The organism is Paraburkholderia rhynchosiae, assembly GCF_002879865.1.
GTDB classification, from domain to species: Bacteria; Pseudomonadota; Gammaproteobacteria; order Burkholderiales; family Burkholderiaceae; genus Paraburkholderia; species Paraburkholderia rhynchosiae.
In genome coordinates this window covers 272,211-295,662 of record NZ_PNXY01000004.1, presented here as the reverse complement: position 1 = coordinate 295,662, position 23,452 = coordinate 272,211, and the positions used below count along the sequence as shown (strand labels likewise).

The 23,452-nt window shown below is 62.4% G+C and carries 20 protein-coding genes; 17 read left to right on the top strand and 3 right to left on the bottom strand.

The features are described 5' to 3' along the window. Positions 1-258: 258 nt before the first annotated feature. Positions 259-1,041: an ABC transporter substrate-binding protein gene (locus tag C0Z16_RS07870; RefSeq protein WP_102631604.1), complete on the bottom strand. Its 783-nt coding sequence runs from the start codon at positions 1,039-1,041 to the stop codon at positions 259-261. A 606-nt stretch (positions 1,042-1,647) separates the two neighbouring features. On the opposite strand from C0Z16_RS07870, the gene C0Z16_RS07865 reads away from it, so the two are divergent. Next, on the top strand, positions 1,648-2,805 hold the full coding sequence (locus C0Z16_RS07865) for an extracellular solute-binding protein (RefSeq protein ID WP_102631603.1): 1,158 nt from the start codon (positions 1,648-1,650) through the stop codon (positions 2,803-2,805). Beyond that, positions 2,805-4,628 carry a GGDEF domain-containing protein gene (locus tag C0Z16_RS07860; protein WP_102631602.1) on the top strand — a complete coding sequence of 608 codons (1,824 nt, stop codon included), beginning with the start codon at positions 2,805-2,807 and terminating at the stop codon, positions 4,626-4,628. Before C0Z16_RS07865 ends, C0Z16_RS07860 begins: the two co-directional genes overlap by 1 nt. Positions 4,629-4,650: 22 nt before the next feature. On the opposite strand, the gene C0Z16_RS07855 is transcribed toward C0Z16_RS07860, so the two are convergent. Next, on the bottom strand, positions 4,651-6,150 hold the full coding sequence (locus C0Z16_RS07855) for a mannitol dehydrogenase family protein (RefSeq protein ID WP_102631601.1): 1,500 nt from the start codon (positions 6,148-6,150) through the stop codon (positions 4,651-4,653). A gap of 249 nt (positions 6,151-6,399) precedes the next feature. Between C0Z16_RS07855 and manD the strand changes: the two genes are divergently transcribed. From manD to C0Z16_RS07825, 6 genes are all read left to right on the top strand, one after another. After that, positions 6,400-7,608 (top strand): D-mannonate dehydratase ManD, encoded by a 1,209-nt coding sequence (manD, locus tag C0Z16_RS07850; protein ID WP_102631600.1) that lies wholly within the window; start codon positions 6,400-6,402, stop codon positions 7,606-7,608. An 86-nt stretch (positions 7,609-7,694) separates the two neighbouring features. Beyond that, on the top strand, positions 7,695-8,741 hold the full coding sequence (locus C0Z16_RS07845; RefSeq protein WP_102631599.1) for an L-idonate 5-dehydrogenase: 1,047 nt from the start codon (positions 7,695-7,697) through the stop codon (positions 8,739-8,741). Between the two features lie 105 nt (positions 8,742-8,846). Beyond that, positions 8,847-10,139, top strand: a complete 1,293-nt coding sequence (locus C0Z16_RS07840; RefSeq protein ID WP_102631598.1) for an MFS transporter — start codon at positions 8,847-8,849, stop codon at positions 10,137-10,139. Between the two features lie 115 nt (positions 10,140-10,254). Then, positions 10,255-11,088, top strand: a complete 834-nt coding sequence (locus C0Z16_RS07835; RefSeq protein WP_102631704.1) for a GntR family transcriptional regulator — start codon at positions 10,255-10,257, stop codon at positions 11,086-11,088. Between the two features lie 80 nt (positions 11,089-11,168). Beyond that, on the top strand, positions 11,169-11,720 hold the full coding sequence (phnN, locus tag C0Z16_RS07830; protein WP_102631597.1) for a phosphonate metabolism protein/1,5-bisphosphokinase (PRPP-forming) PhnN: 552 nt from the start codon (positions 11,169-11,171) through the stop codon (positions 11,718-11,720). Between the two features lie 45 nt (positions 11,721-11,765). Further along, positions 11,766-12,956, top strand: a complete 1,191-nt coding sequence (locus C0Z16_RS07825; protein ID WP_102631596.1) for a M20 aminoacylase family protein — start codon at positions 11,766-11,768, stop codon at positions 12,954-12,956. Positions 12,957-13,017: 61 nt separating this feature from the next. Here C0Z16_RS07825 and C0Z16_RS07820 read toward each other — a convergent pair whose 3' ends face one another. Next, the gene (locus C0Z16_RS07820) at positions 13,018-13,842 is read right to left on the bottom strand and encodes an IclR family transcriptional regulator (RefSeq protein ID WP_102631595.1); all 825 of its coding nucleotides are present in this window, start codon (positions 13,840-13,842) and stop codon (positions 13,018-13,020) included. Between the two features lie 219 nt (positions 13,843-14,061). On the opposite strand from C0Z16_RS07820, the gene C0Z16_RS07815 reads away from it, so the two are divergent. From C0Z16_RS07815 to C0Z16_RS07775, 9 genes are all read left to right on the top strand, one after another. Beyond that, complete coding sequence (locus tag C0Z16_RS07815; protein ID WP_102631594.1) at positions 14,062-14,766, top strand: FadR/GntR family transcriptional regulator; 705 nt, start codon at positions 14,062-14,064, stop codon at positions 14,764-14,766. 59 nt (positions 14,767-14,825) lie between these two features. Then, entirely contained in the window at positions 14,826-15,716 is an 891-nt protein-coding gene (gene ltnD, locus C0Z16_RS07810; RefSeq protein WP_102631593.1) for an L-threonate dehydrogenase, read from the top strand. A gap of 15 nt (positions 15,717-15,731) precedes the next feature. Continuing rightward, the gene (gene otnK / locus C0Z16_RS07805; protein WP_102631592.1) at positions 15,732-17,042 is read left to right on the top strand and encodes a 3-oxo-tetronate kinase; all 1,311 of its coding nucleotides are present in this window, start codon (positions 15,732-15,734) and stop codon (positions 17,040-17,042) included. After that, complete coding sequence (otnC, locus tag C0Z16_RS07800; protein ID WP_102631591.1) at positions 17,039-17,701, top strand: 3-oxo-tetronate 4-phosphate decarboxylase; 663 nt, start codon at positions 17,039-17,041, stop codon at positions 17,699-17,701. Before otnK ends, otnC begins: the two co-directional genes overlap by 4 nt. Positions 17,702-17,773: 72 nt before the next feature. After that, the gene (locus C0Z16_RS07795; RefSeq protein WP_167403499.1) at positions 17,774-19,108 is read left to right on the top strand and encodes an MFS transporter; all 1,335 of its coding nucleotides are present in this window, start codon (positions 17,774-17,776) and stop codon (positions 19,106-19,108) included. Between the two features lie 77 nt (positions 19,109-19,185). Continuing rightward, entirely contained in the window at positions 19,186-19,971 is a 786-nt protein-coding gene (otnI, locus tag C0Z16_RS07790; protein ID WP_102631589.1) for a 2-oxo-tetronate isomerase, read from the top strand. Between the two features lie 25 nt (positions 19,972-19,996). Continuing rightward, the gene (gene denD / locus C0Z16_RS07785) at positions 19,997-20,977 is read left to right on the top strand and encodes a D-erythronate dehydrogenase (protein WP_102631588.1); all 981 of its coding nucleotides are present in this window, start codon (positions 19,997-19,999) and stop codon (positions 20,975-20,977) included. 379 nt (positions 20,978-21,356) lie between these two features. Then, a complete protein-coding gene (pcaF, locus tag C0Z16_RS07780) occupies positions 21,357-22,559 on the top strand; it encodes a 3-oxoadipyl-CoA thiolase (RefSeq protein WP_102631587.1) in 1,203 nt (400 codons plus the stop codon). A gap of 264 nt (positions 22,560-22,823) precedes the next feature. Continuing rightward, the gene (locus C0Z16_RS07775; RefSeq protein ID WP_102631586.1) at positions 22,824-23,420 is read left to right on the top strand and encodes a hypothetical protein; all 597 of its coding nucleotides are present in this window, start codon (positions 22,824-22,826) and stop codon (positions 23,418-23,420) included. Positions 23,421-23,452: the final 32 nt, after the last annotated feature.

The window sequence follows — 23,452 nt, the reverse complement described above, 5'->3', positions numbered from 1 at the left end:
TCGCGGGGGAAAGTGCGGCGCGCCGCTATCTCGTTGATTACAGGTGGAAAGCTTGCATGATGTCAGTCGAGCGCAGCCGCGATCACAGCAGGTCCGCGGCGCTTCGATCGCACGATCTTAGCCGATACGGCGCGGCACGTGGTTTCTTGCGCCGTAAAACGAAACGGGCTCCGCGTGTGGCGGAGCCCGTCTTCTGCGAGCCGTTCCGCGCGCCGTTAAACGCGCGTGGCGGACTTGGCTGGCTTACTGGCTGGCGTATTAGCTGCCGTACACGTCGAAGTCGAAGTACTTCTTCTCGAGCTTCTTGTAGGTACCGTCCTTGATGATGTCGGCGATTGCCTTGTCGACCTTCGCCTTCAGGTCCGTGTCTTCCTTGCGCATGCCGATGCCCGCGCCGTTGCCGAGAATCTTCGGATCGTCGAGGTTCTTGCCGACGAACTCGAAGCCCGCGCCGCGCGGCGTCTTCAGGAAGCCGATTTCAGCTTGCACGGCATCTTGCAACGCTGCGTCCAGACGGCCCGACAGCAAGTCGGCATACACCTGGTCCTGGTTCTGATACGGCACGACCTTCGCGCCCTTCGGTTCCCAGTACGTCTTCGCGTAGGTTTCTTGGATCGTGCCCTGTTCGACGCCGACCGTCTTGCCCTTCAGCGATTCAGCCGTCGGCACGATGCCCGAGCCCTTCTTAGCGACGAGGCGCGTCGGCGTGTTGAACAGCTTCGACGAGAAAGCGATCTGTTCGGCGCGTTGCGGCGTCATGGACATCGACGACAGCACGCCGTCGAACTTCTTCGCCTTCAGAGCCGGAATCATGCCGTCGAAGTCGTTTTCGACCCACACGCATTTGGCCTTCAGGCGCGTGCAGATTTCGTTGCCGAGGTCGATGTCGAAGCCAACGAGCTTGCCGTCGGAGCCTTTGGACTCGAACGGGGGATAGCTGGCATCGACCCCGAAACGGATGGTGGACCAATCTTTAGCGTGTGCGCCAATCGAGACGGTGGCAAGCAGAGCAACCGTCAAAGCCGCTAGCAGTTTTTTCACTGTTTAACTCCTCGGTGTAGTTCAAATACTCCCGCATGCGGTTGTGCCGCTGCGGGAAACCCGGCGCGACTTACGACCGGGCCTGGGTTGAAGCCGCCGGCCGGGGCGGCCAGCAGCGCGCGCCAAGCTTATCAGTTCAAAAATATTGGGTAGTTAGTGAAACACCGGATAGCGAACCGCGCACGGCCGCCCACTGAAAGCCCGCCGGCTCGCGCGGCGTGGCAGTGAATGCATGCGGCATTGACCATGCCTGTCCGCGGCGAAAAACCGCAATGAGGACGTAATGAGGACGTAATGCGAATCGTTAAATGAAAACCGTCAGGGCCTGACGTTTTAATCGCCCGCAATTATTAAAGAAAGTTAAGCACGTGCCGTTATCAGGTGATGAATGCCCGTCGTGTCCCGCCGATGATCAGTTATTTCAGGCATTGACGCGGCAGGGAAACCAAAAACAGATTGCTTAGCGCTATCATCGTTGCTCCTCGCGCTTGCCAGGCAGCGCAAAGCGCTTTTTTCTGTCTGAGGAAAACGTCTCCAGTATTAATACGCGAGTCATTCACGCGGGCGTTTGTTCGCCGGAAACTGCCTTCTGCTAAATGGTGTTGTATGCACATGATTTCGATGGCAGATGAAATGCGCTGTTGTAAACGGCACGGCCAGCCGCGGGTTGCAGTGGCTTCGTCGCGTGCACGGTTGGCGGCGCGCAGCGGTTTCGGCGGTTTTGGCGTTTTCGTCCGGCTCGTCGCAAGTGCGCTTTTCTGTCTTGGGCTGCTCTCGAGCGCATCGGCTGAAGCTGGAAAGAAAGTTCTGCACGTGCTCGCCTGGCCCGGTTACGCCGATGCAGACGTAGTCAAGACTTTCGAGTCGCGCTACGACGCGAAGGTGGAAGTGACGCTCGTCGATTCGGATGAAGCGCTGTGGGCGCAAATGCACGCGCAGAACACGGCACCCTTCGACGTGCTCGCCGCCAACACCGCGGAAGTCCAGCGCTACAGGCGCGCCAATCTGCTCGCGCCGCTCGATCTGCAAAGCCTGCCCAACACCAGAAGCCAGTTGCCGCGCTTCCAGGCGCGTTCGTCGATTGAAGGGCTGACGTTCGACGGCAAGGTCTACGCAATCCCGTTTACCTATTCGTCGATGGGGCTCATTTACGACCGCAAACAGGTCGCGGTTGCGCCGCGCTCGATGCGCGAGCTGTGGAACCCGCGATACCGCGGCAAGGTGCTCGACTTCAACAGCGCACAGCACAATTTCTCGTTCACGGCCCTGGCATTGGGTTATCGCAATCCATTCGACCTCAATGCGACGCAGATGCGCACAATCGCGCACAAGCTGGTCGATCTGCGCCGCAATCTGCTGACCTATTACACGCTGCCCGAAGAAGCGACAGCGTTTTTCATCCAGCATAAAGTCGCGCTGATGTTCGGCAACTACGGCACGCAGCAAGTGGAATTGCTGCGCCGCGCGGGCGCCGACGTCGGCTACGTGATTCCCGACGAAGGCGCGCTCGCATGGCTCGATTGCTGGTCGATGACGCGTGCAGCCGCCGATCCGGCGCTGGCCCTCGCGTGGATCAACTACATGCTCGAACCGGACGTGAGCCAGTTGCTGACCCAGCGGCAAGGACTCGCGAATACATTGACCGCCGCGGCTGCGAATAGCGACAGCGCTCGCATCGTGTGGATCGGTCCGGTGGAGGACATTCAACGGCGCGAGGACCTGTGGGGCAGAATCGTGTCCGGCGACCGCTCGGAGCGCTTTTGATGATCCGCCCAGGCCTCACCTTCAAGCTGTCGATCCTGCTCGCGTGCATCGGCGTGCTGGCGTCGGGCGCGACGGGCTATTACGCGTATCGCGCGAACCGCACCATGCTGGTGAAGGAAGCGGCGCACAGTCTGCTGACGTCGACGGAATTGCTGGGCCAGCGTTTTTCCGAATCGATCGACGATGTCGGCGCCGACGCGCTGGTGCTCGCGAGCTTGCCTTCGTCGGCCGAAATCGCATCGACCGATGACGGCTCCCGCGCTAACCCGTCGCGAGAACGGCTCGCGCAGGTGTACTCGAGCTTCATGATCCATCACGCCGAATACCTGCAAATCCGCCTGATCAGCCGCGCACATTACGGCCTGGAACTGATTCGCTTCGACCGCGATGCCGACGGACTGATGCGCGTGGAGGGCGGCAATCTGCAGGAAAAAGGCCAGTTTCCGTATGTGTTCGAGCCGCTCGCGTTTTCGCCGGGACGCATCTACACGTCGCCGATGTCAGTCAATCACGAATACGGCGCGCACGCGGCGCAAGGCAAACCGACGCTGCGGGTCGGCACGCCCGTGGCCAACGCACAGGGCGCGGTAGTGGGCGTCGTCGTGATCGACGTGGACCTCGCGGGTTTGCTCAAACGCCTGCAAAGCGATTTGCCGAGCGACTATCAGGTCTATCTCGCCAACGAATGGGGCGACTTCCTCGTTCATCCCGATACATCGAAAACGTTCGGCTTCGACAGAGGCCGCCGGGTGCTGATGCAGGACAGTTTCGCCGTCACGAAGCCGCTTTTCGAGCAGAAGGAAAGCGAAGTACTGGTGAACGGCCTCGCGCGTCCGCGGCAGGCGCAGGGGCAGGTGCTCGCCTTCATGCGCAGGCCGTTCGGCGCGTCGGGGGGCAACCGCTTTATCGTCATCGGGCTCGGCAAGCCGCTCGAAGATGTGCTGTCGGGCGCGCATCTGCTTGGCGGTAGCATCATCCGCATGGTGCTGATTTCGAGCGTGCTGGCGCTGTTTCTCGCGATTCTGTTTGCACGCGCGCTGACCAAGCCGCTTCATATTCTCGCGTATGCGGCGACGCATCTTTTCGCCGAGCACGCAATGGAAACACTGCCGCTCAAACGCACCGACGAGATCGGCGTGCTCGCGCGCTGTTTCGATCGTTTGCGCCGCGAAATCAGATCGCAGATGGACGCGCTGCATGTCAAGCAGCGCGAACTCGTGCATCTCGCCACGCACGACGTGCTGACCGGATTGCCGAACCGCATGCTGTTCATGGAAAAGCTCGAACGTGCAATCCAGGAAGCGACGCGTCGCCGTGAAGGGCTCGCGGTGCTATTCGTGGACCTCGACCGCTTCAAGCAGATCAACGATCAGTTCGGCCATTCGGTCGGCGACAAGGTGCTCGTTGCGGTCGCTCGCCGGCTCAAGCAGGTACTGCATTCCGCGGATGTCGTCGCGCGTCTTGGCGGCGACGAATTCATCGTGCTGATTGAAGGGCCGCGTTCAGCGGAAGCGGCGCCGGGCATCGCGTCGCGCATCATGGATACACTGAATGAAGAGATCGTGATGGACGGTCAAAGCATGACGGTGGGCGCGAGTATCGGCATCAGCCAGTTTCCGGACGATAGCGGCACGGCGGAGGAACTGCTGCTGAACGCCGACGCGGCGATGTACGCCGCGAAATCGGGGGGACGGTGTGCCTATTTGCGTTATCACGACGTACTCGAAGCGCGCCGCGGTGAGCAGGTGCAACGGGTGGAAGCCGTGCACGCGCAAGCCGGCGAAGGCGCAACCGAAGGGCACGAGGCCGAGCCGACGGCGTGATTCAGGCACTAAATGCAGTGCACTATTGCAATGCCGCTATCGCCCCGCGGGCGCCATCATTCTTCAGCAACTGCAACGCGTGATGAAGCGCCGCTCTGAATTCGGGTTGCGCGGCCAGTTCCGCGCTGAATACTTCGCGCACGGATAGCAGCGCATCCATCAGTGCTTGCGGTTCGCCATTAGCCGACGTCGCGAGCCCCTTCAATTTATCGGCAAGCGGATCGCTGATGTCGTAACGCGAGCCGTTGTCCGCGTAGCCGCGCAAAAACATCATCCATGCCGCGACCGCGAGTGCGAGACGCGTGATCGGCCGGCCTGCGCCGAAGTTCGCCGCGATCGTGCCCAGCAGGCGCGGCGGAATCTTCTGGCTGCCGTCCATCGCGATTTGCGCGCAGCGGTGCTTGAGTGCCGGATTCGCGTAACGCGCGAGCAATGCATCGCGATAGCCGGCAATATCGAACGAGCCGGGCATGTCGAGCGTCGGCGCGATTTCCTGCGTCATCATCGCGTGGATGAGTTTGTGCATGGCGGGTTCGGCAATGGCTTCGTCGATGGTGGCGAAGCCGCCGAGCATCGACAGATAGGCGAGCGTGGAATGCGTGCCGTTGAGCATGCGCAGCTTCGCCAGCTCGAACGGCGTCACGTCGTGAACGAGTTGCGCGCCCACCGCGTGCCATGCAGGACGTCCCGCGGGAAAGCGATCTTCGATCACCCATTGCCGGAACGGCTCGCAAGGCACGGGCGCGTCGTCACGGTAGCCGAGCGTGGCGGCTGCAGTGGCACGCTCTGCCTCGGTGGTAGCCGGCACAATGCGGTCGACCATCGTCGACGGGAATGCGACTTCTGCCGCGATCCAGTCGGCGAGCGCCGCATCCCACTGCCGTGCGAACGAACACACGACCTGGCGCAACGCCGCGCCGTTGTGCGCGAGGTTATCGCACGAGAGCACGGTGAACGGTTGCGCGTTCGCCGTATCGCGCCGCTTGCGCAGCGCCGCGACCAGAATGCCGGGCACCGTGCGCGGCGCGTGCGGATTCTGCAGATCGCGCGCGACGGCGGGATCGTGGAGCGCGACGTCGCCAGTCTTTGGATCGCGGCAATAGCCTTTTTCCGTGACCGTCAGGGAGACGATCCGCACGCAAGGATCGGCGAGGCGCGCGAACAGTGCGTCGTGATCGTGAGGCATGGCGAGCACTTCACGCAACGCGCGCACGACCGTCACCTTTGCGCCTTCGGGCCCGCGCTCGACGACACTGTACAAACCTTGCTGCTCCATCAGCGCGTCGCGCTTGGCCACGTCGCCTTGCAGCGTGACGCCGCAAATACCCCAGTCGCCGCCTTCGGCGAGCATGGCTTCTTCGGTATAGAGCGCCTCATGCGCGCGATGAAAATTGCCGATGCCGAGATGGACGATGCCGATGCGCGGCTCGTGCCACTCAGGCCGCTCCGGTAACAACACATGGTCATGCAACGCGGGCAACGCGTGGCGGGTAAGGCGAGGCAGTGAAGGTGGCGTGCTCATGTAGTGAAGTCCAGATGAGGTAACAGGCCGGAAAACGCCGTGAGTCAGCGGGAAAACCCTGATTTGACGTCTCGCTATACTTGTATGGTAGCATCGTTTAAACGATTCGAGGCAAGCAGTTGAAGCTGAATTCAATAGCCGCGTCGCCGCATCGCCTCGTTGAAAGCGACATGAAAACCGCAAGCCGCGAGTCCAATGCGACCGCGGTTTCCGCGCCGTGCAAGACCCGTCTTAAGCAAGGAAGCAGACATGAAAATCGTTCGCGCCGACGTGATTGTCACGTGCCCAGGCCGCAACTTCGTCACACTGAAAATCGTCACGGATGAAGGCGTGCACGGTATCGGCGACGCCACGCTCAATGGCCGCGAACTGGCGGTTGCATCGTATCTGAGAGACCATGTGTGTCCGCTGCTGATCGGCCGCGATCCTGGCCGTATCGAGGACACCTGGCAGTATCTGTACAAAGGCGCGTACTGGCGCCGCGGTCCCGTCACCATGACGGCAATCGCCGCCGTCGACGTGGCGCTGTGGGACATTCTCGGCAAGGTCACGGGCATGTCCTTGTACAAGCTGCTCGGCGGCGCGTCGCGCGAAGGTGTCATGGTCTATGGCCACGCCACCGGCCGCGACATTCCCGAAGCGCTCGACCGTTACGCCGAGCACATCGAGGCCGGCTATCAGGCCATTCGTATTCAATGCGGTGTGCCGAACATGCGCTCGGTCTATGGCGTGTCGAAAGGCAGCGGCATGTACGAGCCGGCGACGAAGGGCGCGGTGGAAGAGCAAAGCTGGTCGTCGGAAAAGTATCTCGACTTTGTGCCGAAGCTCTTCGAAGCCGTGCGCGACAAGTTCGGCTTCGATAGCCATCTGCTGCACGACGTGCACCATCGCCTGACACCGATCGAGGCGGCGCGTCTAGGCAAATCGGTTGAACCGTATCGCCTGTTCTGGATGGAAGACCCCACGCCCGCCGAGAACCAGGCCGGCTTCCGGCTGATTCGCGAGCATACGGTGACGCCGATTGCAGTCGGCGAGGTGTTCAACAGTATCTGGGACTGCAAGCAGTTGGTCGAGGAGCAACTGATCGACTATATCCGCGCGACGTTGACCCACGCGGGCGGCATCACGCATCTTCGGCGCATTGCTGATTTTGCTTCGCTGTACCAGGTGCGCACGGGTTGTCATGGGCCGTCGGACCTGTCGCCGGTGTGCATGGGCGCGGCCTTGCATTTCGACCTGTGGGTGCCGAACTTCGGTGTTCAGGAATACATGGGCTTTCCTGAGGAGGCGCTCGAAGTGTTCCCGCATGCCTGGCGCTTCGACAAAGGCATGATGCATCCGGGCGATGCGCCGGGTCACGGCGTCGATATCGACGAAGCCGCGGCCGCGCGTTTCCCATACGACCCGGCGTATCTGCCCGTTGCGCGTCTCGAAGACGGCACGCTGTGGAACTGGTGAAGCACCGCTGCCGAAGCCCTGGCTTTTTCATCTCGCTTTTTGCCGCGCGGCGTTGAGTTCGCGCATCTGTCATACCGGAGTCCACCATGCTTGCAGCCGTGCTTCACGAACCCAGACTGATCCGCATCGACGAGGTCGATCCGCCGGAGCCCGGCCCCGGTCAGGTGCGAGTGCGCGTGCGCGCGGGCGGCATTTGCGGTTCCGATCTGTCGTACTACTTCAAGGGCAAAAGCGGCGATTTCGCCGTGCGCGAGCCGTTCGTGCTCGGACACGAAGTGGCCGGCGAAATCGATTCGCTCGGTGAAGGCATGAGTGCGGACGCGCGCCTCGTGCCTGGTCAGCCCGTCGCGGTGAATCCGGGCCTCGCATGCGGGACGTGCAAGTACTGCACGGTAGGGATGCCTAATCATTGCTTGAACATGCGCTTCATGGGCAGCGCGTCGACGTTTCCGCACACGCAGGGCATGTTCCGCCAGTACATCGTCGTGGCGGCGCGGCAGTGTATTCCGGTTGCGGCTGGCGTCGACTTCGCTCAGGCGTCGATGGCCGAGCCGCTTGCCGTCGCGCTGCATGCGGTGAAGCAGGCCGGCTCGCTGGTCGGTGCGAGCGTGCTGCTGATCGGCTGCGGTCCGATCGGTTGCATTCTGTTGACGGTGGCGCGGCGCGCCGGCGCGCATCGAGTCGTTGCGGTCGATCTGTCGAGCCGTGCTTTGCAGGTCGCCGAACAACTCGGCGCTGACCAGACCGTGAATGCCGCCGATACCGCGATTATCGAACAGTGGTCCGCGCAACGCGGCACCTTCGATGTCGTGATCGAAGCGTCCGGCAGCCCCGCAGGACTCGATACCGCACTGCGTTCGGCGCGCGCCGGCGGCACGGTGATCCAGGTCGGCAATTTGCCCGCGGGACAATCGCCGGTTGCCGCGAACCTGGTGATGTCGAAAGAACTTCGCTATCAAGGCTCGTTCCGCTTCACCGACGAATACGCGATTGCCGCCGATGAAATCGCGTCGGGCAAAGTCGACCTGCGCCCGCTGATGACGCACGCATTCGCAATAAGCGACGCGAACCAGGCGTTCGAAGTCGCGCTGGACCGCTCCCAGTCCATGAAAGTGCACCTGAATTTCGACTGACCCCGCACGCCTGTACGCGCGTTGCGCATGCGCGCGTCGACCAGGCGCCTGAACTTCACAAGCCGTTCGAACGCCCGTCAAGAGGCGTATGGAAGGAGACATCCAATGATCAAGAGTCAACGCTGGTTTGTCGTCGCGCTGCTGTTTCTGGCGGGCGTCGTTAATTATCTCGACCGCTCCGCGCTGTCTATCGCCGCACCGCTGATCCAGAAAGACCTGAACTTTTCGCATGCGCAGATGGGCGTGGTGTTCAGCAGCTTTTTCGTGGGCTATGCGTTGTTCAATTTTGTCGGCGGCGTGCTGTCGGACAAGATCGGAGCAAAGCGAGTGTTCGGCACGGCGATGGGCGTATGGTCCGTGTTTTGCGGCGCGACTGCACTGGCGACCGGCATCGGTTCGCTCATCGTGTTGCGCGTGTTGTTCGGCATGGGCGAGGGTCCGTTCAGTTCGTCGAACAGCAAGATGGTCAACAACTGGTTTCCGCGCAAGGAAGTGGCGAGCGCGATCGGTGTGATCAGTTCCGGTACGCCGCTCGGCGGCGCGCTGGCGGGTCCGGTGGTGGGGTTCATGGCCGTGCAGTTCGGCTGGCGCTGGGCGTTCGTCGCGATCATGCTGCTGGGTCTGCTGTGGCTCATTGTCTGGGCCGCGACGACGACCGAGCATCCGCAGCAGAACTCACGTGTCACCAGTGACGAGATGGAGCTGATTCTGGCGGGCCAGGCGGACGAGCATGCCATCGCACATTCCGCCGACGGTGCAAAGCTGGGCCTCCGCCACTTCCTGCGCAAGCCGATCATTCTTGCAACTGCCTTTGCGTTCTTCTCGTATAACTACGTGCTGTTTTTCTTTCTCTCTTGGTTCCCGACGTATCTGACCGAAGCGCATCACCTGAGCCTGCATGACATGAGCATCGCCACGGTGATTCCGTGGGTACTCGGCAGCATCGGACTCGCGGCTGGCGGTTTTATCTCCGACCTGATTCTGCGTCTGACCGGCAAGCCGCTGCTTTCGCGCAAGATCGTGCTCAGCACATGCCTGGGCGCCGCAGCGGTATGCGTCGCGTTGGCCGGACGCGTGGTGAGCACGCAAAGCGCGGTCGCGTTGATGTCGGTCTCGATCTTCTTCCTGTACGTGACGGGCGCCGTCTATTGGGCCGTGATTCAGGACACGGTGCCGCGCGAACATGTGGGCGGCGTCGGCGGCTTCGTGCATCTGCTGGCGAATCTGGCCGGCGTGATTGGACCTGCGGTGACTGGCTTCATCGTTCAGGCGACGCATGGCGCGTATGGCAGCGCATTTGTATTGGCCGGCGCCATCGCGGTGCTCGGCGCGGTGTGTTCGCTCGTGTGGATTCGCGAGCCGCGGGCAAGCACGCTGACAATGAAAGGTGCATGGTAGTATGGTGGGAAGCCTCCCAAGGCACTGAACGCACTGACAACGCACATCGGCACGGATGCATATGACGTCGATGCGCGTTGACGCTACTACTCGCTGCTCTTTCGTTGTTTGCAAAATGTCGACCAGGAATCTCCTCGCCAGCAAGTCGTCTGGTTCCGCCGACGCAACGCTCGCGGCGCCGCGAGCGCGGCGTCGTGCGGGCGCGCAGGCGGGCGCGCATGTGCCACTGCCTGATTTGACCGAGAACGTATCGTTCGATTCGCACGAACCCATCGGCAAGCAGATTTTCCGCGCGTTGCGGCAGGCGATTTTCGTCGGACAGATGGTACCCGGCACGCCGCTCTCGGAGAAGGAAGTGTCGGACATGTTTCAGGTATCGCGGCAGCCGGTGCGCGAGGCGTTCATCAAACTGGTCGAGGCCGGCGTGCTGCAGGTCTTGCCGCAACGCGGCACCTTCGTGAAGCGCATTTCGCCGCGCCAGGTCCGCGAAGGGCGTTTCATTCGCGAGGCCATCGAAACAGCGGTGGTGCGCAAAGCCGCCGTGTCTATTACTGACGAGCAATTGCAGGCCCTTGCCGACAATCTGCGTGACCAGAAGCTCGCGGCGAAGTCGAACGATACAGCCGCGTTCCTCGCGCTCGACGAGGCGTTTCACTACGCGATCGCCCAGGCCATAGATTGCACAGCGGCCTGGGAAACGATTCAGGACATCAAGGCGCAAATGGACCGCGTGCGCTATTTGAGCCTCCCTGACGTGTCCCCGCTCGATCTGCTCATCAAACAGCACGCGAAGATTCTGGCCGGCTTGCGCGCACACGATCCAACCGCCGCCGAAGACGCAATGCGCAGCCACCTGCGTGAAATCCTCGTGTCGCTCGGCCCGATTGCGGCGCGCAATCCCGCGTGGTTCGAAGCCGACGAACCGGAGCGCGTGCCGCTGTCCACGTGAAAACGTGACGCTGGCCTGGTCCCGCAAACCTTCGCATTGTGGCAAAGTGTGCCGTTTCAAAGCCACGAGGTGAGGGACCAATGACAGGTCGCCTGGTCTATGTGATGGGGCCGTCCGGCGCGGGTAAGGACGCACTGTTGGGTTTCGCGCGCAAGCGTTTGATGGGCGAGCCGATTCTGTTCGCGCATCGCTACATTACGCGGCCAAGCGGCAATGGCGAGGAGCATGTCGCGCTGAGCGTCGAGGAATTCGCCGCGCGTTCGCTGCTGGGTCTGTTCGCGCTGGAATGGTCGAGTCATTCGCTGCGCTACGGCATCGGTATCGAACTCGATGCGTGGCTCGCGCGCGGTTGTACTGTCGTCGTCAACGGATCGCGTCAGCATTTGCATCATGCTTTGGCGCGTTATTCTGGCGCCGAAGTCGTGCATGTGGACGCCGCGCCGCATATTCTCGAAGCGCGTCTCGGCGCGCGGGCGCGTGAATCGGCGGAACAGGTGGCCGCGCGGCTCGCGCGGCACGCGCCTTTTTCTCTGCCCGATGGCGTTCGGTGCCAGTCAATCGACAATTCCGGCGAACTCGAAGACGCGGGCCATGCGCTGATTGCATTCCTCAAGCAGCAAGCCGGACTATAGTTCCGGCGCTACGTTCGCCATATTCAATTTACGGAACCCATAGTCATGAGCGAAGCCGCGCGGTTTACCGAAGTATCCGACCTGATTCCTGCCACTGAAAGCCTGCGCGACATTCGCCATCACATTCATCACCATCCCGAGCTGGCTTACGAGGAGTTGCAAACCGGCGCGCTCGTTGCGGAGAAACTCGAGCAATGGGGCTGGCAGGTGACGCGCGGCGTCGGTCAAACGGGCGTGGTCGGCACGCTGAAACTGGGCGACGGCAAGCGCAGCATCGGCATTCGCGCGGACATGGACGCACTGCCTATCATCGAACAAACTGGCTTGTCTTATGCGAGCGGGACGCACGGCAAGATGCACGCATGTGGCCATGACGGCCACACGACGATGCTGCTCGGCGCTGCCCAGCGCCTCGCGGCCACGCGCAATTTCTCCGGCACCGTGCATCTGTACTTTCAGCCGGCCGAGGAAAGCGGCATTGATAGTGGCGCGAAGAAGATGATCGAAGACGGCCTGTTCGAGCGTTTTCCGTGCGACGCCGTGTTCGGCCTGCACAATCATCCCGGCGCGGAGCCGGGCGTGCTGTTGTTTCGCAAGGGGCCGTTCATGTCGGCGGGCGACAAGGCGGTCATCACGATTGAAGGCGTCGGAGGCCATGCGGCGCGTCCGCATCTGACGGTCGATCCGGTGGTAGTGGCGGCGAGCATCGTGATGGCGTTGCAGACGATCGTCGCGCGTAATGTCGATCCATCGCAGCCGGCTGTCGTGACGGTCGGCTCGATGCACGCAGGCACCGCGAGCAATGTGATCGCGAGTACGGCGACGCTCGAGCTGAGCGTGCGTTCGTTCAGCCCTGAAGTGCGCGCGCTGCTGAAAAAGCGCATTACCGAACTCGCGCAAACGCAAGCCGCGAGTTATGGCGGCAAGGCCGTCGTGGACTATGTCGAAGGCTATCCGGTCGTCATTAATTCGGATGACGAAACAGATTTCGCAGTTGAAGTAGCGCGCGAACTCGTTGGCGACGACAAGGTCATCGCGCAAACCGAGATGCTGATGGGCAGCGAGGACTTTGCGTTCATGCTGCAAAAGCGGCCGGGCACGTTTCTGCGAATCGGCAATGGAGTGGGCGAGGACGGCTGCATGGTCCACAACCCGCATTACGACTTCAACGACCGCAATCTGCCAGTCGGCGCGGCATTCTGGACGCGGCTGGTGGAGCGGTATCTCAGCCGCTAGGCGCCGCGTCCGCGCACGCAGGCCGCGGGCTTCGAGACTCAACGACAAATCGCCAGCGGCATCAACCGCGCCTTGCCACCATCTCCGAGACGGTTTGCGCGGCGTGTTGCAGCGGCTCCAGAAACACCTTGACCATTTGTCTCGCCGAATTGCGTTGCGCATTGCCGCTGATGTTCATCGCCGCGATCACGCGCCCCTGGCGGTTGCGGATCGGCGCGGAGAGTGAAATCAAACCGCCTTCCAGTTCCTGATCGACGATTGCCCAGCCCTGGCGGCGCACCTGCGCGATCAGCTTCTTCAGTTCTTCCTTGTCCGTTACGGTGCGCGGCGTGTGCGCGTAGAGCGGCGTGGAATTCAACGTTGCTTCGAGCGTTTCGTCGTCGAGTGCGGAGAGCAGTACGCGGCCCATCGACGTGCAATACGCCGGCAAGCGGCTGCCGATCGACAGGTTGATCGTCATGATCTTGTGTGTCGGCACGCGCAGCACATAGACGATCTCTGTGCGGTCGAGCACGGCCGCCGAGCAGCTTTCGTGCACCTGCGCGGACAGTTCTTCCATGACCGGTTCGGCCAGATTCCAGAATGGCATCGACGTCAGATACGCGAAGCCCAGGTCGAGAATCTTCGGCGTCAGACGAAACAGGCGCCCTTCGGCTTCAACGTAACCGAGCGTCTGCAAGGTCAACAGGATGCGGCGCGCGCCCGCGCGCGTGAGGCCGGTCGCGGCAGCGACGTCGGTGAGCGTCTGTTCGGGGCGCCTCGCGTCAAACGCGCGAATCACCGCGAGGCCGCGCGCGAACGACTGCACATATGAGTCGCCCGGTTTGTCCGGGGCTGGTTCGGCGCGGGTGGAAACGGCAGAAGACGGCGGCAGGGCTTTGCTCATGGACCTGAAAAGTGCGTTCGGAAAGTGCGTTTGGAAGGCTCGGACACCGTGCGCGGCGACTCAATCGCGGCGACAGTGCGCAAAGGCGTGACGATAGCTTAAGCCTTCTATTTCGCCAACTTCACGGGCGGCCGGATTAAAAACCCAGGGTTTGCGTGGATGCATCGAGCCTTCTAAAATTTGTATGATGACCCGATGACATGACAATCGAGGCATCGGATGTTCGAAAAGATTCCTGCCCGCGCACTGAGCGATACCGTCGCGCAGCAGCTTCTCAAGCAGATCGACAAGGGCACGTTCGAGCGCGGCGGCAAGCTGCCCACCGAGGCGGTGCTCGCGCAGCAGTTCGGCGTGAGCCGCACCGTGATCCGCGAGGCGATCTCGCGGCTGAAGAACGAAGGCGTGGTCGAGCCGCGGCAGGGCAGCGGCGTGTTTATCGCGGCGCACGGCGCGATTCGGCCGCTGCGCATCGATTACGCGGAAGCGGTCGAGCCGGGCTCGGTCGTGCAGATTCTCGCGCTGCGGCGGGCGATTGAAGCGGAGGTCGCGTCGGAGGCCGCGATGCGCCGGACCGACGCCGACATGATGTCCATCGACGCCGCGCTCGCGAAGATCGACGAGGCCGTGGCCGAAGGCGAAGACGGCGTGACCGAAGACGTCGCGTTTCATCGTGCGATTGCTGCGGCCACCGGCAATCCGTATTTCCTCAAGACGCTCACGTTTCTGAATCAGTATCTCGAAGCCGGCACGGTCGTCACCCGTCGCAACGAAGCATTGCGCGAGGACTTTTCGCGTCAGGTGCGCGAAGAGCACGCGGCCATTGCCGCCGCGATTCGTGCCGGCGATCCCATGGCCGCGCGCAACGCGGCGCAAACCCACATGTACAACGCGGCAAGGCGGCTCGCGGAAGCGGGCATCCGCTGATGTCGAATCGCGCCGGCGCATCGGCGCCAGGCGCATAACAGATTCCATAGAGGTTCAGCATGTCCAGAAATGTCGGTGTCATCGGTCTTGGCGCGATGGGTTTGGGTGTCGCGCGTTCGTTGCTGCGCGCGGGCTTGCAGGTTCACGCCTGCGATTTGCGCAGTGAAGTCCTGCAGGCGTTCGTGAAGGAAGGCGGCGTGGGTTGCGCATCGCCTGCGGAACTCGGCGCGCAATGCGAGGTGGTCGTCACGCTGGTCGTGAACGCCGCACAGACGGAGGGGGTGCTGTTCGGCGAGCAGGGCGCGGTCGCGGCGATGAAGCCCGGCGGCGTGGTGATCGCGAGCGCGACGGTCGCGCCGGACTTCGCAATCGAACTCGGCAAGCGCATTGAAGCAGCGGGTTTGCAGATGCTCGATGCGCCGGTTTCGGGCGGCGCGGCGCGCGCCGCATCCGGCGAGATGACGATGATGACGTCCGGCCCCGCAGCGGCTTACGCGGCGTGCGAGGACGTGCTCGCGGCGATGGCCGGCAAGGTCTATCGCCTGGGCTCCGGGCATGGCGCCGGGTCGAAAGTGAAGATCATCAACCAGTTGCTTGCCGGCGTGCATATCGCGGTGGCGGCCGAGGCAATGGCGCTCGGTTTGCGCGAAGGCGTCGACCCCGACGCGCTCTACGACGTGATCACGCATAGCGCAGGCAATTCGTGGATGTTCGAGAACCGCGTGCCGCACATACTGAAGGGCGATTACACGCCGCTGTCGGCCGTCGATATCTTCGTCAAGGATCTCGGCCTCGTGCTCGATACCGCGCGGCGTTCGAAATTCCCGTTGCCGCTGTCGGCGGCGGCGCATCAGATGTTCATGATGGCGTCGACGGCCGGTCACGGCGGCGAGGACGACTCCGCGGTCATCAAGATTTTCCCCGGCATCGACGTGCCGGCGGCGAAGTAAACCGGAGCGCCCGTCATGACGGCTACAACACAACGCGCGCTGCTCGGCTGCATCGCCGACGACTTCACCGGTGCAACGGACCTCGCGAACATGCTGGTGCGCGGCGGTATGCGTACGGTGCAAACCATCGGCGTGCCGGAACAGGGCGAAACAATCGAGGCCGACGCACTCGTGGTTGCGCTCAAATCGCGAACGATACCCGCCGCGGAGGCGGTCGCGCAATCGCTTGCCGCGCTCGACTGGTTGCGCGCGCAAGGGTGCCGCCAGTTCGTTTTCAAATACTGCTCGACCTTCGATTCGACCGATGCGGGCAACATCGGACCCGTGACGGATGCATTGCTCGACGCGCTATCCGCACAAGATAACGCGAGCGCTTTCACGATCGCCTGCCCGGCGTTCCCCGAGAACGGCCGCACGATTTTTCGCGGACATCTATTCGTGGGCGACGTGTTGCTCAACGAGTCCGGCATGGAAAATCATCCGCTCACGCCGATGCGCGACGCCAACCTCGTGCGCGTGCTGCAACGTCAAACGCAATCGAAAGTCGGCCTCGTGCGTTACGACGCGGTGGCCCAAGGCGTGTCGGCAGTGCGCGAATCGTTCGACGCGTTGCGCAACCAGGGCATGCGCATGGCGATTGCGGATGCGGTCTCCGACGCCGACCTCTACGTGCTCGGCGAAGCATGCGCCGATTTCACGCTGATCACGGGCGGCTCCGGCATCGCGTTGGGCTTACCCGCCAACTTCCGCCGCGCGGGCCTGCTTGAAGATTCCGTCGATGCCGCGCAACTGCCGCGCGTCGAAGGATTGTCGGCGGTGCTGGCCGGCAGCGCGTCGAAGGCAACCAACGCGCAAGTCGCGGCATGGCGCGAAACGCGGCCTGCGTTCCGCATTGATCCGCTCGCGGCGGCGCGCGGCGAAGCGGTCGTCGAACAGGCGCTGACATTCGCTCAGACCTACCTCGATAAAGCCGAGCCCATGCTGATCTACGCAACCGCCACGCCCGACGAAGTCAAAGCGGTGCAGCGCGAACTCGGCGTCGATAAGGCGGGGCATCTGGTCGAAACCACGTTGGCGTCGATTGCGCGCGGCTTGCATGAGCGTGGCGTGCGCAAGTTCGTCGTGGCCGGCGGCGAGACGTCGGGCGCGGTCGTGCAGGCGCTGAATGTCCGCACCTTGCGTATCGGCGCACAGATCGATCCGGGCGTGCCGGCGACGGCAACCACGGGCTCACAACCGCTGGCGCTCGCATTGAAATCCGGCAACTTCGGCACCACCGACTTCTTCGAAAAAGCGCTGCGTCATCTGAACGGAGCCACGCAATGAGCAACGCGCCCGCAATCCACACGACGAACGAAGCGCGCGTGCGCGAAGAAATCTGCGTGACAGGCGCGAGTCTTTATCAGCGAGGCTATACGGTGGGCAGCGCCGGCAACATCAGCGCGCGGCTCGATGACGGCTGGCTCATTACGCAGACCGATGCGTGCCTCGGCCGGCTCGATCCCGTCGATATCGCCAAAGTCGATTTGGACGGCAACGCGGTGTCCGGCGGCAAGCCGTCGAAAACCCTCGCACTGCATCGCGGCATCTATGCGCGCAGCGGCGGGGCGCGCGGCATCGTCCATACGCATTCGACGCATCTGGTCGCGCTCACACTCGCGGGCGTCTGGCGCGAGAGCGACGTACTGCCGCCGATCACCCCGTACTACGTGATGAAAGTGGGCCACGTACCGCTGATTCGTTATAGCCGGCCCGGCGATCCGCAAGTGGCCGCGCAAATCGCGGCGCTTGCCGACAGTGTTCGCGCGGTGCTGCTCGAACGCCTGGGTCCGGTGGTGTGGGAGCGCTCGGTCGCACATGCGTCGTATGCGCTCGAAGAGCTCGAAGAAACCGCGCGTTTGTGGCTCATGACCAATCCGCGGCCAGCGCCGCTGGACGAAGCATCGCTCGAAGAATTGCGCAGCGTGTTCGGCGCGCGCTGGTAGCACACCCGACTCAACACAGTCAGACAGATCGCCCAAGGCGACGCTTCACATTTCCATTCAAGGAGACATTGCATGAGTTCGTATCAGGCCGTATCGAGCCAGCCGATTGCGGCGGCCGTGGGACAACCCGGCGCCGCGGAAGTCGAGCGTACCTACAAGAAAGTGTTCTGGCGCATCGTGCCGTTTCTGATGCTCTGCTACGTGGTCGCCTATCTGGACCGCGTGAATGTGGGCTTTGCAAAGCTGCAGATGTCGCAAGATCTCGCATTCAGCGAAACGGTGTTCGGTCTCGGCGCGGGCGTGTTCTTTATCGGCTACTTTCTGTTTGAATTGCCGAGCAACATTCTGATGCACAAGCTCGGCGCACGCATCTGGATCGCGCGGATCATGATTACCTGGGGCGTGATGTCGGCGCTGTTCGTATTCGTCAAGACGCCGATGCAGTTCTATATCTTGCGCTTCCTGCTTGGCCTCGCCGAAGCCGGTTTCTATCCGGGCGTGATCCTGTATCTGACTTACTGGTTCCCGTCGCATCGGCGCGCGAAGATCATCGCGGTGTTCATGTCGGCCATTCCGGTCTCGGGCATCTTTGGAAATCCGCTATCCGGCTGGATCATGCAGGCGTTCCATAACAGCTCGGGTCTCGAAGGCTGGCAGTGGATGTTCCTGATCGAAGCGATTCCCGCGGTTGCAATCGGCATCGCCACGATCCTGTATCTCGACAACGGCATCGCGAGCGCAAAGTGGCTGAGCGAACGCGAAAAGCGCCTGCTCAACGATGAAATCGCCGCCGCACAGCCCAAGGAAAAAGCAAACGCGCATTCACTGCGCTCGGTGTTCCGCGACCCGCGCACATGGTGGATGTCGCTGATCTACTTCGCGTTCGTCACTGGGCAATACGGCCTGACATTCTGGATGCCGACGCTCGTCAAATCGACAGGCGTGAGCGGCGCGTTCAACATCGGTCTTCTGAGCGCGATTCCGTTTCTCTGTGCGATCGTCGTGATGAATCTGATGGGGCATAGCGCCGATAAACGCCGCGAGCGTCGCTGGCATCTGATCGTGCCGGCCTTGTTCGGCGCAGTGGGCTTCACGGTCGCGGCTTCGTTCGCGAGCAACACGGTGGTGTCGATCGCATTTCTGTCGCTCGCCGCGGCCGGCGTGCTGACCTGCGCGCCGCTTTTCTGGTCGCTGCCCACAGCTTTCATGTCGGGCGCGACCGCGGCGGCCGGCATCGCGATCATCAACTCGATCGGTAATCTGGCAGGCTTCGCGAGCCCTTACATGATCGGCTATCTGAAGGATCTCACGCACAGCACGCAGACCGGCATGTATGTGCTGGCCGGCATGCTGGTGATCGGTGCGATTGCCACCTGGCTCACACCGGCCAAACTGGTCAATCGTTAATCACCCGCGCGGTGCATATGTCGCTGCTATAGCTTCGGTTGCCGCGCGCTGAACACAGCTTGAAAGGAGTTGCCGCCATGCCTCGCTTCGCCGCCAATTTGTCGATGATGTACAACGAGCACGCTTTTCTGGACCGTTTCGCGGCTGCTGCAAGAGACGGTTTTAAAGCGGTCGAGTTTCTGTTCCCCTACGATTTCCGCGCCGGAGAAATCAAGGCGCGGCTCGACGCGAACGGTCTGACGCAAGCGCTCTTCAATGCGCCGCCCGGCGACTGGGCAGGCGGCGAGCGCGGCATCGCGACACTGCCCGGACGTGAGGACGAGTTTCACCGCAGCATCGACACTGCTCTCGAGTACGCACGTGTGATCGGCAATCGCAAGTTGCATGTGATGGCCGGCCTGATCGGCGCAGATCAGCCACGCGAACGGCATCGCGAGGTGTACCTGCAAAACCTCGCGTATGCCGCGAAGGCTGCGCAAGCCGAGGGCATCATGATTGTGATCGAGCCGATCAATACACGCGACATGCCGGGCTTTTTCCTCAACCGGCAGGACGAGGCACAGGCGATTTGTGCCGAAGTCGGCGAGCCGAATCTCAAGGTGCAGTTCGACTGTTACCACTGCCAGATCGTCGAAGGCGATCTCGCGATGAAACTCAAGCGCGATCACGCGGGCATCGGTCACATCCAGATTGCAGGCGTGCCCGAGCGGCATGAACCCGATACGGGCGAGATCAACTATCCGTATCTGTTCGACGTGATCGATTCGCTCGGCTACGACGGCTATATCGGTTGCGAATACCGTCCGCGCGCCGCGACTTCGGCGGGACTGGGCTGGCTCACGCGGTATCTGAACGCCGCCTGATCAATAAAGAGGACACAACCGAACCATGAAAATACTCATTACCGGCGGCGCGGGATTTCTCGGCCAACGTCTCGCACGTGAACTGCTCGCGCGCGGTTCGTTGAAAGACGCGCAGGGCGCGCCGCAAGCCATCACCGAACTGGTGTTGCTAGACGTCGTGCGAGCGAACGATTTCGGCGACAGCCGCGTGCGCACGGAAGTGGGGGATATCGCCGAGCGCAGCGTGCTGGAACGCGTGATCGACGGCAACACCGCGGCGATTTTTCACCTTGCCGCGGTCGTGAGCGGTCAGGCCGAAGCGGACTTCGATCTCGGTATGCGCATCAATCTCGATGCGTCGCGCTTGTTGCTGGACGTTTGCCGTCAACGCGGACACCGGCCGCGCGTGGTGTTCACGAGTTCGGTTGCGGTGTACGGCGGCGATTTGCCTGAAGTCGTGCAGAACGATACGGCGCTCAATCCGCAGTCGTCTTACGGCGCGCAGAAGGCCATCGCCGAATTGCTGCTCAACGATTACTCGCGGCGCGGTTTCGTCGACGGACGCGTGCTGCGCTTGCCGACCATCAGCGTGCGGCCCGGCCGGCCGAATGCGGCGGCGTCGTCGTTTGCGAGCGGCATTATCCGCGAGCCGCTGAACGGCGAAGAGGCCGTATGCCCGGTCAGCGGTTCGACGCGCCTGTGGCTGCTGTCGCCGCGTAAAGCGATTGAGTGCCTCATCGCCGGGCTCGAACTCGATGCCGCCGCGCTCAGCAACCAGCGCGTGCTGAATTTGCCGGGCATTTCCGTCAGCGTCGACGGGATGGTCGCGGCGCTGCGCGAAGTGGCCGGCGAGGAAGTCGCGAAACGCATCGTGTGGCAACCGGATGCGCGCGTGGAAAAAATTGTCGGCAGTTGGCCGGGGCGTTGGGATACCTCGCGCGCGGAGCAACTAGGCCTGCGCGGCGAGCAAAGTTTCGCCGACGTGATTCGCGGCTATATTGCGGACGAGGGCATCCAGATTCGCTGAAATTGTCCCCAAGCCTCGCGTCGCGGCCTTCAATGGGTTCGACGGCACGGGCGCATCAATCGTCAGACGCTTCTCCAGCGCCGCCGCGGCCTGCACGTATTCCCTGGTGCCGGCCGGCGCGCGCTTGACAGCGTTTCGGCGACACGCCTATTATCGAGCCTGGTTGTTCGATATGTGACCGTATGTTCGCAGAAAGAACAAAACGTTTGCCGACTCGAACGCATCGCTCACCATCCTGCGCTAAGCTGAATTGACGCGACGGCTGCCTGGCAGCCGCACGGCCGTGCCCACCCGGGCCGATGCCTCGACGCATCCGCCTGGCACCGCGCGCATCCATGCCTGCAGCGCGGCGCATGCAGCACATCACTGGAGACATCACATGACCGAAGCATTCCTGTGCGACGCGATTCGCACACCCATTGGCCGCTATGCGGGTTCGCTGTCGTCGGTTCGCGCTGACGATCTGGGCGCGGTGCCGCTCAAGGCGCTGATGGAGCGCAACAAGAACGTCGACTGGAACGCCATCGACGACGTGATCTACGGCTGTGCGAATCAGGCCGGCGAAGATAACCGCAACGTCGCGCGCATGTCGCTGCTGTTGGCGGGGCTGCCGAAAGACGTGCCGGGCTCGACGGTGAACCGTCTGTGCGGTTCGGGCATGGACGCAGTCGGCATCGCCGCGCGCGCGATCAAGTCCGGCGAGGCCGCGCTAATGGTGGCGGGCGGTGTCGAAAGCATGAGCCGTGCACCGTTCGTGATGAGCAAGGCGACTAGCGCGTTTTCGCGCCAGGCGGATATCTACGACACGACCATCGGCTGGCGTTTCGTCAATCCATTGATGAAGCAGATGTACGGCGTCGACTCGATGCCCGAGACCGGCGAAAACGTCGCGACCGACTACAACATCAGCCGCGCCGATCAGGACGCGTTCGCGCTGCGCAGCCAGCAGAAAGCGGCGCGGGCGCAGAAGGACGGCACGCTCGCGCAGGAAATCGTCGGCGTGACGATCGCGCAAAAGAAGGGCGATCCGATCACGGTCTCGCAAGACGAGCATCCGCGTGAGACGAGCCTCGAGACGCTCGCGAAACTGAAGGGCGTGGTGCGCCCGGACGGCACGGTGACGGCCGGCAACGCATCGGGCGTCAATGACGGCGCGGCGGCTCTGCTGCTCGCCAACGAAGAGACCGCCAAGCGCTTCGGCCTCACGCCTCGCGCTCGCGTGCTCGGTATTGCCACGGCCGGCGTCGCGCCGCGCGTGATGGGCATGGGCCCGGCGCCCGCCGCGCAGAAGTTGATGGCGCGCCTGAACATGACCATCGATCAGTTCGATGTGATCGAGCTCAACGAGGCGTTCGCTTCGCAAGGCATTGCGGTGCTGCGCACCCTCGGCGTGGCCGACGACGACGCACGCGTGAACCCGAACGGCGGTGCGATTGCGCTCGGCCATCCGCTTGGCATGAGCGGCGCGCGCCTCGTGACGACCGCGATGTATCAACTGCAACGCACGCAAGGGCGCTTTGCGCTGTGCACGATGTGCATCGGCGTGGGTCAAGGCATTGCAATCGCTATCGAGCGCGTGTGATGGTTTAGCGCGCATGCGGCGGCATGTGGCACATCGCTTCGCTTCGACAAACAGCCTCTTCGCGGCAGCGAAGAGGCTGTTTGTTTTTGTGCCGGTATTCCAGCTAAAGGCATTGGATGCGGCCATTTGGGCAATTGAAGCGTTCTATAAGACATATACAATCGTTACGCTGTGCCTTTAGTCAGGCATCCTGAATATATGGGCATTCAACGCGATGCGAAATGGGCACTAATCGCATGAGGCAATTTCTCAAGGAGAGCGTAAATGAAGGCAGCGACGATTGGTGCAGCGCTGGTGGCAGCCGTGCTCGCCGCGGCTCAACCGGCATGGGCGCAAGACGCAATGGCGAGCGCCGCGCAAGGTGTCGTCAGCGCGGTACGGCCGGTGCATATAAAGGCCACAATTGTCGGAATCGATCCAGGCAGCCGCACGCTCACGCTGAAGGGACCGAGCGGCAATGTGGTGATCGTGCTCGTGGGGCAGCAGGTCGCCGGTTTCGACAATCTGAAAGTGGGCGATCGTGTGGACGCGCTGTACAAGAACGCACTGCTCGTGAAGGCCGAGCGCGTTACGGGCAAAGAAAAGGGCATTCGCGAACGTGTCGATACGCAGGTCTACGCGCCTGCATCGGGCGGCTTCGAATCGGCGCGCCAGATCGAAGTGCTCGCGACCGTGCAGAAGATCGACCGCAAGCGGCGCCTCGTCACGTTGCGCGGCGCGTATCAGACGCAAACGCTCGAAGCCGGTCCGCAGGTTGATCTCACGGGCGTCAAGGTAGGAGACACAGTCCATGCGGTGTTCGTCTCGGCCGCGGCTGTGCAGATTACGCCGCAAGATGCGGCGCAAGACACGGCTCAATAACGCGTATGTTTTGCGCGGCGCGATGGCCTTGC